We start from the raw sequence: 14488 nt of genomic DNA, 5'->3' as shown, positions 1-14488 counted from the left end.
TTTTTTATTCTAGCACAGCTGAAAAATCACCACTAGCAGCTGGCTCTGCTTGCCGTCGACGAAAGCGTAATTTCTGCCAACGGCGAAGTGTATCGGGAAAACGCTCAACCACTAACGCCTCAACGGTGTCTGCCAATATTTGTACCTCCCCTTCTCGCCGTGAAACCTTACCACCAACGAGCAGCACCGTACCCTCCACCCAATGCTCAGCAGTTTTCTTGAATGTCCCAGGAAAAACAATGAGCTCTGCCGAACCACTGACGTCAGACATACGAACGAAGCACATGGGCTCCCCAGCTTTCGTCATAATTTTTCGGACACTATCAACAACCCCAGCGACGACAATAATGTCGTTGGCACTGTACAACGTCAATTCTTTAAACGGTACGTTTATTGTAGACAGCCCGTCAAACTGCGCCAGAGGATGCTCCGTAACGTATAACCCCAGCAATTCGCGCTCCCAGGCCAAGCGCTGGGCACGATCGATTGGTGGGGCGGGTGCTAAGGCAAGGGCTGCCGTGAACATGGCGACATCGCCAAATAAGGCCGCTTGCTGATTGCCCACAGCTTCGCCAGCCGCTCGATTATACTTCAGTAGCGCCTCCACACTTTCAATAAGTTGTCCTCGTTCCCCAAAATCATCCAAGCAACCGGCACGAATAGCACTCTCTAGAAAACGTTTATTGAAGTTTTTAGTTTGCAAACGTCGCAAAAAATCTTCGAGTGAAGTAAATGCGCCATTGGCACGTCGCTCAGTTATTACTGCCGTCGCCACTTCTTCCCCCACATTCTTGATGGCCATCAAACCAAAACGAATGTGTTTGTCGTCCAGACGAGTAAAGTTTTCATCACTTTCATTGATGCTCGGTGGTAATACGTCTATCCCCATGCGACGACATTCTTCCACGATTTCACCTATTTTATCCATGTTGCCACTCTCAGCCTGCAGCACCGCTGTCATATACAAGCTCGGGTAGTTCGCTTTCAAATAGGCAGTCTGGTAGGCAACAATACCGTAACTCGCTGCATGAGATTTGTTGAAACCATAGGCGGCAAATGGTTCGATTAACTTCCAGAGTTCTTCGGCGAGTGGCCCCGGAATACCCCCTTTATCTACACAGCCCCGCAAAAATTTTTCTCGCTGCGCTTCCATCTCTTCCGGAATTTTTTTACCGATTGCCCGACGAAGTTTATCCGCCTCTTCCCACGTATAACCAGCAATATGAATAGCAATCAGCAGGACGTCATCTTGATACGTCAGGATACCAAAGGAGCGCTCAAGAATCGGCTTCAACTTAGGATGGAGATATGAGATTAATTTCGGGTTATGTTTTCGTTCAATGTAGTGCGGAATATTATTCATCGGACCAGGTCGGAACAGCGCCACCATGGCCATGATGTCGTGGATAGTTGTCGGGCGCAATTCTTTTAAGTAGCGCGTCATGCCAGAGCCACCCAATTGAAAAAGGCCAATGGTTTCGCCACGGGCAAGTAGCGCATAGGTCTTCTTGTCATCAAGCGGCAACTCGTCCAAATCTATACGGGTGCCATGAATATCCTCAATGAGATGTAGTGCCCTATCGAGAATTGCCAGGTTTCTAATTCCCAAAAAATCCATTTTTAGAACACCAATATCTTCTACGGCGTGCATTTCATACTGTGTGATAACCTTCTCGCCGCCAGACTCCCGCTGTAGAGGCAGATACTCTACCAAAGGCTGTGGCGTGATAACGACGCCGGCCGCATGCACTGAGGCATGTCGCACGCAGCCTTCAACTTTTTTTGCAAGCGCCAAAAGACGCCCGACTTGTGGATCATCTTTCGCAAGTAACTTTAAATCTGACTCCATCTCGATGGCCCGATCAATGGTCATGTGGAAACCTTGCGATCCGAGTGGCACCATTTTGGCAACCCTATCACAAAGCGCATACGAATAACCCAACACTCGGCCAATGTCACGAACAGCCGCTCTCGCTTGCATTGTTCCAAACGTAACAATTTGTGCCACATGGTCCTCTCCATAACGCTCTTTGACGTACTGAATAGCCTCATCACGACGGTTATCAGCAATATCAAGATCAATATCTGGCGGTGTTGGACGGAACGGATTAAGAAACCGCTCGAACGGCAAATCGTACGTTAAAGGATTCACCGTAGTAATCCCCAGTGAGTAAGCCACTAACGAGCCAGCGGCCGAACCACGAGTTGTTGTGATAATGCGTTGCTTTCTTGTCCAGGTGGTGAGATCAGCCATCACTAAAAAGTATGTTGCGTACCCTTTCGTTTTAATAATGTCGAGCTCGTAGGTTAAGCGCTCTTTTGCTTCTTCCGTTAACTCCCCCACTCGTTCTTTTAGACCACTCTGCGCTGCTACTTCTAAGTGCTCGTCTGGCGTTCTACTATTTGGAATTTCTATGCCTGGAAAAATCCACTTCCCGAGCTCAATGTTGACGTTGCACCGGTCAGCTATTTCCGCTGTCTTACTAACTGCCTCTGGCAAGGCGGCAAATAATTTTTCCATTTCAGCCGGACTCGCAAAATGCAAATCCGTATCTCGCATGTTCAGCCTATTGGTATCAGTCAAAAGTCGTCCGGTCTGAACGCACACCAAGGCGTCCTGTGCCTCTGCGTCGTCGAGCGTGAGGTAATGACTGTCTTTCGTTGCCACGAGCGGTATACCAAGCTCTTCCGCCAAAGTAATAAGACCCTTATTTGCCTTGGCTTGTTCTGGTAAATTTGGGTGTTGTTGAATTTCAAGAAAATAGTTTTGTTCACCAAAAATATCGCGATACTGTCGCGCAACTGCGCGAGCTGCATCATAATCATCTTTCAATAACGCTTGGGCAACTTCGCCGCCCAAACAGCCCGACAGTGCGATAAGACCACGAGCGTGACGTTCCAGTAATTGCTTATCCACTCGTGGACGGTAGTAGAAACCATCAAGCTGCGCGACGGTACTCAATTTTAATAAATTTCGATATCCTTCATTTGTTTCAGTGAGCAGTGTGAGATGAAACGGACTATCGTCAATCTTTGGACGCTTTTCAAAAAGTCGATTCGGGGCCACATAGGTTTCAAGTCCAATTATCGGACGGATGCCTAATGACAAGGCAGCTTTATAAAATTCAATGACGCCGTAGAGCACTCCGTGATCGGTTAATGCCACCGCATCCATGCCGAGTTCAGCGGTGCGCGCTACCAAATCAGGAATTTTTGGTAGCCCATCGAGCAAGCTGTAGTGACTGTGTGTATGGAGATGAACGAACCGCATATCATTTACGCAACAAACCCCGCATAGCGGGGCTTGAAGAACAGTGCCGTTGACCGCACATTAATCACGCGGCTTCCTCCGTGCGCTCCCTTTGGCCGTTTTTCGCTCAATCAAATAGCCGACGAGCGAACCGACACCTTCGACCAGTATGCGCAGTGACGCACTGGTATGCTCAAGCTTCTCGCTCACTAATTTCAAAAAACGATCAACGGCTTGCAGACGCTGACGGGCGCCCTCGAAGGTTTGATGAACTCCACGCAGTAGTAGCGCGACGTAATAAAGGGACCAGGAAAGTAATATAGTTAACCAAAGCGCACAAAACGCCAGGATAACGAATAAGAGATCTTGACTGGTGTAAAGCATATTTACGAACGAATCGTAACGTTACTATTACTAAGTGCTGTCTCAAGTGCCGACCATGCTCCGGCGACCTCGTCGACACTAAGTGTTCTGTCGGCAGCTCGAAACGTAAGATGTAGACTATAACTCGTCATACCTTCGCCAATTTGAAGACCAGTGTACGTATCAAAAAGATCAATACTAACGAGTAACGGTGAAGCCTTCTGCATAGCGGCAACAACGTCAGTATAGCGAACGTTTTGAGGTACAACAAGACTAATGTCACGTTTCACCACAGGGAATTTTGCGATTGCTTGGTACGGCCGCCTCGCAACAGTAGCACTCAAAAATGTGGCGTCAGCATCTACCGCGGCTACTGTTCCAGATAAACCAACTATTTTAGTAAACGCCGAGTCAAGAATGCCCACTGACCCAACAGTACGATCCGCTATCCGAAGGGTAACACTGCGACTTCCCAAAAATGGGTCTGGAGCGCCGTTCTGCCATTGAGCATCCTCCAGCGGCAAACCCGCCTCATGTACGAGACTTTCAAGAACACCTTTCGCCTCCTGAAAGAGTTCCTGTGGTGAGCGTGCAGTATCGACCAGAACAGCCGCACACCGCAATGACTCAGTGCGGTAGGCATCAATCCCCTTTTTGCCGCTGCCGGGAAGATAAATCTTCGCCATCTCAAACAGTCGTAGTGATGCGCTAAAGGCCGCATTACGTTCCAGCACGGTTAGTAGCGAGGGTAATAGATTCGGACGTAAATAGGTGAGGTCACTGTTCAATGGATTTGCAACCGCCAGAGCATGCAACGGCTGTTCACCAGCAGCACGGACTAACGCTTCACTAACGAGTGCGTAAGAATAAATTTCAGTATAACCCAGTGCGACTAATGACTGCTTTAGCGCATGCTCTCTTTGAAAAACTTGACCGTCCGCTCGGGTCATTACGTCTGGCGTTGGAACCAGACTACTAAATTTATCGTAGCCATGCAGTCGTGCGATTTCCTCAATAATGTCTTCCGCCGCGACAACGTCGCCATCACGCCAATACGGCACCGTCACTGAAAGCACTTGACCATTGCCCCGAACAGTAAATCCCAGTTGCGTTAGGTATCGACGAATAACAACGATGGGAAGTGCTATGCCAAGCAACCGACTCACTGCAGCTGTCGTAACCGTTATGGAGCGAGATTGGTAGGTCTTCTGCCGCCAATCAGCCGCCACAGTAATGGTACCTCCGGCTAACTCTTGGATAAGCTGCGCCGCCCGTGCTAAAGCCAGTGGTGGCGCTTCAGAAGAAAGTCCTTTCTCAAAAAGTTTTTGCGCATCTGAAGATAGTTGGTGCTGCCGACTCGTTCGTCGGACGCCAACCGGCTCCCAGGTAGCTGCTTCTAAAATAACGTCCACGGTGTCCGATTTGATGCCACTCTCCGACCCACCCATGACGCCGGCCAATGACAGTGCGCGAACTTCATTTGCCACAACAAGATCTTGAGCGGTCAACTGATACGTCTTTCCATCAAGCGCAAGAAATGACTCGTTCTTCTTTGCCCGACGAACAATCAACGTGGACCCGGTAACGGCAGCATCAAAAACGTGTAGGGGGTGCCCTAATTCGAGCATGACGTAATTAGTGACATCAACAATATTGTTAATAGGCCGTAGACCGGCGCGCACCAATCGTTCCTGCAGCCACCAAGGTGACGGCCCAACAGAAACGTTATTAAGGCAAACCGCCATAAACCTTTTACAACCCGCCTTGTCTTCAATCTGAATGGTTACTCCAGAACGTTTGCCAGTGACTAATGGTTTTGGCGCTCGCCAGCGAAGTGGACGATTCGTAATGGCCGCCAATTCACGCGCCACGCCAATGACAGACGCCACGTCAGGTCGATTGGTGGTTGGTTCAATATCTAAAATAGTATCTTTCTCGATTCCTTCGGCGGTCAGCGATTTGCCGACCATTGCTGCGGCGCTAAGTATTAAAATCCCTACATGATCATCGTGAATGCCAAGTTCTCGAGCCGAACACAGCATGCCCTCAGACACAACACCCCGCACAGCACGCCGCTCTATCACCATGCCACCGGGTAACGTTGCCCCAGGAAGCGCAACAGGTACTTTCTGCCCAACAGCAATGTTTGGTGCCCCACACACAATTTCAGCAATTTTTCCTTTCCCTATTTCGACTTCTGCCACCTGAAGACGATCAGCATCCGGATGCGGCGCAATGCTGCGTATGTGGCCAATAATAACTTTTGTAAATTCGTGTTGCGTAGAAATAATCCGATCGACAGAAGGACCGTGAACCGACAGTAATGCCGCCAACTCACTCGGTGATTCCTTCACAGAAATTACCGAGCGTAACCAATCAATAGGAAGTCGGAATTGCATAGTTAAAATTGATTGAGAAACCGAATGTCATTCTCATACAGCAACCGTAAATCTGGAATGCCAAGTCCCTGGCGCATGAGCAGCGTTCGCTCTACCCCCCAACCAAAGGCTAGGCCACTTACTTTATTTGGATTTAGCTTCGCTGCCCGCAAAACATTTGGGTGCAACATACCAGCGCCACCGAGCTCTACCCAACCCTGTTTGCATAATCGGCACCCTTTGCCGTTACAAACACCACAACTAATATCTACCTCGAAGCTGGGCTCGGTAAAACGAAAATGGAACGGCCGCAGTCGAACTTCTCGATCCTGCCCAAAATACGCTTTTACAAAATACTCCAGCACTCCCTTAAGATGCCCAACGGTTACTCCCTCAGCAACATACACACCGTCAAACTGATGGAACATTGGTGTATGCGACACGTCAGATTGTCTTCGATAACACTTTTGAATGTTAATCGCTCGAATAGGAACCGGTCCCGTGGAAATTGCCCGCGCAGTTCCAGAGGTAGCGTGTGGCGTTAATATAAATCGCTCACCACCACGAGCCTCGTGCGCCATAAAAAATGTCTCCCACTCATCTCTTGCTGGATGATCGGGCGGCATATTGAGTGCCTCGAAAGCGTACCAATCACTTTCCACCTCTGGATGTCGTACGCGCGTAAATCCTAGCTCACTAAAAATTTGCGTAATGTCCTGAATGGCTTCGGTCACCAGATGCAAATGCCCCACGGTGCGAGATGAACCGGGTACTGTTGTGTCGAACCACGCAACGGTTGGAGCAACCACTTCTTGCCGCTCACTAAGTAACGACTCTATTCGCTCGCGCGCTTCATTCGCTGAGGCACCAACAGTCCGACGTTCCTCGTCCGACAAATCTTTCAGCGTTCGTAAAATTGCTGTGAGTAAACCCTTTCGGCCCAGATACTGCAGACGGACTGCTTCGAGGGCCTCGGCAGTTCCCGCGGCAGCAATTTCACGACTAGCCGCACTAAGTAATTCAGAAACACTGTTCATAGCTGCGGCCGCCGAACTGCCAGAATAGCAAACTCGAGAAAGGTAAGTGCTGTTACTAAAAACAAGGTGTTCCACCAAGTAAGCAGCGTTCGACTCTGCAAAAAAAGTGCTACCACAACCAGAAAAGCGAACGAAAAAGACTGCCGAAACGCCGTGGCCACGTGCCGGTAGGGCAACTCAGTCGGGTTTATGATTCTTCGCAACGTTAATCCCAAAAGCGAAAACGTACCAACAAGTGCCAAGTAGAGTGAAGCGTAAAACATTGTAAAACCAAGCCAACCCGCACTATTCGGCTCGAACTGGGAAAGCACCAGCACCCAGGCCGACCAGGTCAGGATGGTTCCGAAACCCATCAATGCTGCGTAGCGACGTAAAGTCATAAGTATCTATGTACCATACCAGAAGGAGTGGCGAAGCTCAACGGAAACCAGTACGATCGACAGCGCTCATAGGACGAAACAACAAACGCATAATGCCGCTCTCTGGCAACTCGTGCCGGAGAGCATCAAGCAGCGCTTCTGTTCGTATGCCTAGTTCACTCGCCACAATGGCGCTAGCCACGGTAATAGTAATGGTTCCGCCTTTGAATGAAACCACCTGAAAGTCGGTTGGACGGAGCTCAGGTACAACCTGAAGAATAAGCTGCTGCGCCGCGTCAACAACAACCGCCGCTGACACCGTTCGTTTTACCCCGGCCCTATTCATGGCGTGATCAATTAGTTCTCCAAATGGTTGCCACATATTATGCTTTTGAAAATGGACAAATAGTACGAAAATCACACTGTCGACACACCGGCTGCGAGGGTGTGGCAGGGAACGAGCCACGTTGAACCGCCGCAATGGTCGTTCGTAACGTATCTTCTATAGTCGCAACTTCGCCAGGCGTCGCTCGAAAGGAAATAGTTTCACCGGTCTCTAAGTAATAAAACGTTAATTGCATCGGCCGTTCGTTCCATAACCGTTCTGCTGCTAGTTGATATATCAGCAGCTGATTACGGTCAACGTTTTTTTCTGACGGTACTTTGCCCGTCTTGTAATCAACGATAGCGATGCCGCCATCGACCTCATCAATACGGTCAATTTTCCCCCGAACCGTAAACTGATCTAGGTGAAGGGTGAATGGTTGCTCAACAGCTCGCACGTTTGGCCATGATGCTTGATGCCGTGCATAGAAAGCGCGAAGCATACGTCGTCCTTGTGCATAGTACTCGTTTCGTATTTTTTTATCTGGATACCATTCATCAATCCATGCTTCTTCATAGAGCTTGAGCAGCTCTGAGAGTGACGGCACAGTAACGGACGCCGGCTTTTCACCAGTAAAAAGCCCGGCCTGTATCTTTTGTTGTCTGCCTGCTACGTCCTGAAAAAATAACTCCAATGTGGCATGTAAAGATTTTCCAAAACTAAACGTGTGTCGACCCCACGTTGGTACTCGTAGCACGTGAGCATACCGATACTGCAGCGGGCATGTTTCAAATGCTTTCAGCGCACTATAGCTAAAATGTTCTTGCACTGGTTCGGGAAAAAGATATGGCGGTGGCGTTGTTACGTCATTTCTCCCTGTCGCAAACGGCGAGACAGCCACGCTTTCTGGTTCGGCGAGGGGCACGCCAAGTTCCAACAAAAAACGAGACGGCTTCTTGGCTCGCGCACCACCAAAATCTGTAAACGAGGACACGGTTACGGTATGCCGTGCTCTGGTAAGCGCTACATAAAAAAGTCGACGTTCTTCTTCTACATGACTATCACCTGTTTCTTGTGTCGTCAGATGAAGGAGCGCCTTCGGCAAGGGAACCGGGTCAGGGCGCGAAATTGCAGGAAAACGCCGGTCAACGAGCCCAACGATAAACACATGGTCAAACTCAAGACCCTTGGCAGCGTGCACGGTCATCACCTGAACGGCATCAGGACCAATTTCAGGATCAAAGGCCAACGGGCCGGTTTCTCCTGCGTCGGCCTCAAAACGAACTACCTCTAAAAATTCACGCAAACGTGGGTCGTCTTGGGTTGCCTCCCACCGTCGTATTCGCTCGTAAAACTGATTGAGGTGACTAAATGTTTGCCGAGCAATCGCGTCCCCCTCTTTTTCAACCGCCGTAGTATAGCCAAGGTCGGTAAATGCACTAACAAAAACTTCGCTTGGCCGACGCGTTCTGGCCATCGCAGCGTGCGTTGCGATGAGGTCAAGCACTCGCTGCCCGACGCGTAAACCCTCCTTACTAATATTCGGAATAACTCGTACGTCTTGCAGGCCTTCAAAGAGAGAGAGCGATTTACGAGTGCTGTAATGAGAAACCGCTACTGCGTCCACGTGCGGCATACCGAGGCACGGCAGAAGTAGCACCCGCCACAGACAAACACTCTCATGGTAATTATCAAGAAGTTTTAAATAGGAAAGTGCGTCGACGGTCGAGGGTGTTCGATATAAACCACGTGCCGTGTGCGATTGATGTGGCACATGAGCGGCAGCGAGTGCGGCAGCAAAATCATTCGCCACTTCGTTTGACCGAGCCAGAATAGCCATGCTCCCCCACGCTGAACCACCAGCATTAAACGCCCGAATATCCCGAATAATAAGTTCTTGCTCGTCACGGTCAGTTTGACCAGCGCGATGACGAATAACACCAATTTCAGGTCGAGCCGCCTGTAGCTGTTTCGACAACTGTGCTCCGTCAGTAGCCGTCAAAGTAGTCTCTAATCGATTTGGATTATTGTGCTGAATAAACGCATATGCAGCATCAAGAATTGTTTGGTTAGAACGATAATTTTTGGTCAATACCGTTGTTACTGCCGTTGGGTATTCTTTTCTGAATTGAAGAATATTACTCATAGCCGCACCACGGAAACGATAAATGGCTTGATCATCGTCACCCACCACGGTGAGATTATTATTTGGGGCAGCCAATAACTTCACTAAACGGTACTGTGATGCGTTTGTATCTTGAAACTCGTCAACGAGTACGTGACGAAACATGGCACGATATGAGGCTAGCAAATCTGGCCGTGTTTCAAGCAGCCGCACTGCTTCCAAAATTAGATCGCCAAAATCAAGGGCGCTCTGCTCTCGCAGTAACGTTTGATACACCGTATACGCATGAGCCACTTCCTCTAGTCGCGCTGCTTCGTCAACGTCTGGTACAGATTTCTTTCGTTTTGCGCGGCGAGTAATCACTTGGTCACTGTCAAGCCGCAGATCCTCGGCATACGTAGCATACTGAGACGGCAGGACACCTTCATCTTTCATTCTTGAAAAGTGCCGTACCAACGCATGAATAAACTTTGTCGGGTTACCCAATGGTCGGTAATACGACAAAGCAAAGCGGTCCAGATTTTGACGTACCAAGAGCCACTGCTCTGTCTCAGAGAGCACTTTAAATGAATGTGGCAAGCCAATATCAAGACCGTGACGCTCGAGGAGTCGCTGACCAAACGCATGAAACGTTGACACCCAAAGGTCGGTATAGCCGTACGGTAAAAGTTTATCCAGTCGTTCCTCAAGTTCTCCGGCCGCCTTATCGGTGAACGTGAGTGCCAAAACTTCAGATGTTTTTGCCTGGCCTTCACGAATAAGCCACGCCAAACGCCGAGTGATAACCGTTGTTTTACCAGTACCCGCCCCAGCCAGCACAAGCTGCGGGCCAGAGGGGTGCGTTACCGCGGCTTTTTGGGCATCATTTAAATCCGCTAGGATTTCTTCCATAAAAAAAGTATAACACGAGTAAGGGGTCGGTTCGCGTTGCGAAACCGACCCCTAAGCCTTTGTTTAGAGTGACACCTCCTCTTGGTTGCGTTACTAAGAAACACCCGTTTCGGCTCGCCGTCGCAGGCTTGCGAGAAGTCGCAAACGGGCAAAGTTACGGTAGATGATGCCGATCTTTTCAAGCCCCAAGTTGCCACGACGTTTTCGAGCTTCAACCTGAAGCCTGACAACCAGGATTTGGATTGCGCCGCTACCCCACCCATCGACGCAATCCTGAACGAACTCTGGGCTGAGCTGCCCGAATTCGTCAATGGATGCCTCGATCAACAAAAACCGTTTCATGACTCAATCCCCGAATTGGTCAGGACGATACTGACCATAGGTCCGCCGGTGGTCCACCGGAGGAAAGTCGCAAGCCAGTAGGTACTGAAACCCCCCGCCGAAAGGTCCGGTCACTACCGCTTTCGAGGCATCAGCCTGCTCCTCAACTACCACATCGTTCTTCATGTTACTTCTCCTTCTGTTTCCAGATATAAAGAAACCACCCCGCTTGTGGCGGAGTGGTTTCGGGTTTGTTGAATGTTCTTTCCCCTACACCACAGCGCCGTCCTTAAGCACGACAATACAATCGACGTTCTTCACGACGATTGACAGCGACATGATGTATAAACTGTTCTGCATACAAAGTAATGATAGCAAAGACATTTCTGTCGTCAAGTTAAACCATCAAACAGACGTATCAGCTCATTATACTTTGAAATCCGTTCATGCATTGGTGCCCCAATTTTTACCCCGTCCGCCGCACACGCCTTTGCTAGTGAGATAATAAAAGGGTCTTCGGTTTCTCCTGATCTATGCGAAACGATTACCTGCACCTTATGCCGACGTGCTGCCACAATAGCCTGACAAGCCTCACTCACAGTACCAACCTGATTTGGTTTTATAATGACGGCATTGATGCATCCGCTGGCGGCAAACGTTTCAATTTTGGCGGCGTTTGTGACCGTAAGATCATCCCCCACTACCTGCAAATCGGGACGACGGTCTCGGAGAACGCGAAACCCATCAGCATCATGCTCGGCAAAAGGATCTTCGATACTTTTGAGCAGTGGTGCGGTAGTCAAAAATCGACCATACAGTTCGGCCAAAGCGTTCGTGGATAGTTGGTCACCATCTACTTCATAGACGCCGTCACGAAAAAAGCTTGATGCAGCGGCATCAATTGCCAAAGTAAACCGCTCACTCCCAGCTTCCGCGAGCAGCTGTGTAAGCACACTGAGCGGTCGTAAACTATCAGAAAACTGGGTAGCATAACCACTCTCGTCCCCAATAGGTACCGGACCCGGTTGCGTTGCTAAAACGAGACCAAGAGCTCGATAAAATCGCACGAGCTCAATTGTCAAATCTTCGTATGATGTCATTGGTGAACCAACAATGTGGTACTCCTGAATGGCCAAACCGTTATCAGCGTGCGCCCCGCCGTTAATAAAGTTGGCATACACTTTTGGGCGGACAGCCTGCACGTGGGGAAAAAATTCACTCCGCATGAGTTCCCACAACTCACGCTTTTCTGTTGTCGCAATCGCGCGAGCTACGGCCGTTGATAGACCGAGCATCACATTACCCCCTAAAATATTTTTGTCTTGAGTACCGTCAACACCAAGTAATACCGAATCGAATTCACTGATTGATTGAAATGATTTTCCCGTCAGCGACTGCTGCAGTGCTGTTACGGAACGCTTGGCGTCAATGAGTGAAAAAACACTTGCCTCGCCGCTGCCGCGACTTTTACCAGCAGGAACAAACGCTTCCGATACATGCTTCTCGCCATCAACAACGCTCACGGCGATCGTTTCTTCGCCACGCGAATCGAATTCTGAGCGAACGGTCAACCCAAGTATCTTCATGAGGGAATGATGTTGATTGGCTTACCCTGAAGAAACTGCTCAATATCTGTATAGGTTGTTTCCAAAATCCGCCGCATGGCCTCAATGGTGTTGAAAGCGTTGTGAGGACTGATGAGTACGTTTGACATGCGCATGAGCGATTGATTCTCAAGAGCTACTTTATATTCTTCCAGCGTCGCATCAGCATGTCGCATAAGTGCGGCCTCATCGCTGATGTCGCCCTCAGCCTCTAAAACATCCAACGCCGCACCCCCTAAACGCTTCTCGGTTAAAGCCGCAAATAAAGCCGTTGTATCAATAAGGCCGCCACGGGCGGTATTAATAATAACAGCGCTTGGTTTCATCAATGCAATACGAGCCGCATTCAAAAGGTGATGTGTTTCGGGCATATATGGCGCATGAAGTGTTACAACATCAGCAGTCGCCAGGAGCGACTCGAGACTAGCATAGGTAAAACCGAGCGTGGCTGTAATTTTTTCATCTGGAAAAGGATCATACGCCACGACCTGCATACCAAAGCCTTTAGCAATCGAAATGGCTTCTCTGCCTATTCTCCCCGTACCGACAACACCGATAACTTTTCCTTTTAAATCAAAGCCACGTAATCCGTCTGGTGAAAAAGGACCACCCTCTTTCAGTCGATCAACGGCCTCGTACACTTTTCGTGAAAGTGCCAGCAGTAGTCCAAACGCATACTCGGCAACAGTGTTGTCGCCATAGCCAGGAACGTACGCGACGGTGACATTGCGCTCTCTGCAGGCCGCCGCGTCAACGTGATCGTAGCCTGTTGACCGTGTCACAATCAATTTTAAGTTTGGAAACTTTTCAAGCACCTGTGCTGTTATCCGCGAACGGACAAATACGGAAATTACTTCGGCATCGGTACGAGCTGGTGCTGCTGCGTCGTTTAATGTCTCTCGAGAGAGAAACAGATCAGCATCGGAAAAACGCTGTTTAATTTCCTCATCTTCCCATCCCTCTAGGTCAAAGAAGGCGATTCGTGTTGCCATACTACTTACTTTTTTTCTCTTGCTTTGCGACGGCAACAATCGTTTTTACAACCACGTCAGGATTAAGTGACATACTGTCTATTCCCTTCTCAACCAAAAAGGCTGCAAAGTCAGGATAGTCCGATGGGGCCTGCCCACAAATGCCAATGTATTTCCCGCGCTTCTTGCAAACGGCGATAACGCTTGCAATCAGCTGTTTGACCGCTGGATCGTTTTCGTTCCCTACGTGAGCGACAATTCCTGAATCTCTGTCTAACCCTAACGTTAATTGGGTTAAATCATTTGACCCAATTGAGAGGCCGTCAAAGTAATCTAGAAATGTATCGGCGAGCAACACGTTCGATGGTATCTCACACATCATGTAAATTTTCAGGCTTCTATCTTTTGCTTTTGTTAGACCATGTTTGACCATGACGGCAAGTACTTGCTCTGCTTCCGCAACCGTACGGCAGAACGGCACCATGGGAATAACATTGGTGAGTCCTAATTCATTCCGAACCCGTTTTAAGGCCTGACATTCTAAACCAAACGCTTTCGTAAACTTAGGATCGTAGTATCTGGACGCGCCCCGCCAACCCAGCATTGGATTCTCCTCGGCTGGCTCGTAGCGTTCGCCACCAAGAAGCGTGCGGTACTCATTGGTCTTAAAATCAGAGAACCGAATAATGACGTCGTGCGGCCAAAACGTAGCTGCAACCTTCGCTATACCTTCAGCTAGTTTGTCTACGTAGTAGTCAGTTTTCTTTGCGTATCCGACAGTACGGGTATTTATAGCTGCCACCAACTGATGCGTCGCATGATTACTTGAAGCCTCGTGCACTAATGTTGTGTAATCCAACAATG

Annotated in this window: 11 protein-coding genes; all 11 read right to left on the bottom strand. The window is 49.2% G+C overall.

Annotated features, from left to right (window positions below):
- Positions 1-4: 4 nt before the first annotated feature.
- Entirely contained in the window at positions 5-3271 is a 3267-nt protein-coding gene (locus WC052_02220) for a DNA polymerase III subunit alpha (protein MFA7286453.1), read from the bottom strand.
- Positions 3272-3331: 60 nt separating this feature from the next.
- Positions 3332-3634 carry a hypothetical protein gene (locus WC052_02215; GenBank protein MFA7286452.1) on the bottom strand — a complete coding sequence of 101 codons (303 nt, stop codon included), beginning with the start codon at positions 3632-3634 and terminating at the stop codon, positions 3332-3334.
- A 2-nt stretch (positions 3635-3636) separates the two neighbouring features.
- Positions 3637-6012, bottom strand: a complete 2376-nt coding sequence (gene pheT, locus WC052_02210) for a phenylalanine--tRNA ligase subunit beta (GenBank protein ID MFA7286451.1) — start codon at positions 6010-6012, stop codon at positions 3637-3639.
- A gap of 2 nt (positions 6013-6014) precedes the next feature.
- The gene (locus WC052_02205; GenBank protein ID MFA7286450.1) at positions 6015-7028 is read right to left on the bottom strand and encodes a phenylalanine--tRNA ligase subunit alpha; all 1014 of its coding nucleotides are present in this window, start codon (positions 7026-7028) and stop codon (positions 6015-6017) included.
- A complete protein-coding gene (locus tag WC052_02200; protein ID MFA7286449.1) occupies positions 7025-7408 on the bottom strand; it encodes a hypothetical protein in 384 nt (127 codons plus the stop codon). The genes WC052_02205 and WC052_02200 overlap by 4 nt, the downstream gene beginning before the upstream one ends.
- Positions 7409-7445: 37 nt before the next feature.
- Positions 7446-7769, bottom strand: a complete 324-nt coding sequence (locus WC052_02195; protein ID MFA7286448.1) for a DciA family protein — start codon at positions 7767-7769, stop codon at positions 7446-7448.
- A 1-nt stretch (position 7770) separates the two neighbouring features.
- The gene (locus WC052_02190) at positions 7771-10728 is read right to left on the bottom strand and encodes an ATP-dependent DNA helicase (protein MFA7286447.1); all 2958 of its coding nucleotides are present in this window, start codon (positions 10726-10728) and stop codon (positions 7771-7773) included.
- A 93-nt stretch (positions 10729-10821) separates the two neighbouring features.
- Positions 10822-11070, bottom strand: a complete 249-nt coding sequence (locus tag WC052_02185; GenBank protein ID MFA7286446.1) for a hypothetical protein — start codon at positions 11068-11070, stop codon at positions 10822-10824.
- A 371-nt stretch (positions 11071-11441) separates the two neighbouring features.
- Positions 11442-12635: a hypothetical protein gene (locus tag WC052_02180; GenBank protein MFA7286445.1), complete on the bottom strand. Its 1194-nt coding sequence runs from the start codon at positions 12633-12635 to the stop codon at positions 11442-11444.
- Positions 12632-13645 (bottom strand): NAD(P)-dependent oxidoreductase, encoded by a 1014-nt coding sequence (locus WC052_02175; GenBank protein MFA7286444.1) that lies wholly within the window; start codon positions 13643-13645, stop codon positions 12632-12634. The genes WC052_02180 and WC052_02175 overlap by 4 nt, the downstream gene beginning before the upstream one ends.
- 1 nt (position 13646) lies before the next feature.
- Positions 13647-14488, bottom strand: an 842-nt coding sequence (locus WC052_02170) for a putative PEP-binding protein (GenBank protein ID MFA7286443.1), incomplete at its 5' end; no start/stop codon positions are given.

This window comes from Patescibacteria group bacterium, assembly GCA_041675205.1.
Taxonomy (GTDB): Bacteria; Patescibacteriota; Patescibacteriia; order GWA2-46-9; family GWA2-46-9; genus JBAYUF01.
Note: the sequence above shows the minus strand (reverse complement) of the source record. Positions and strands in the feature narration are given on the sequence as shown.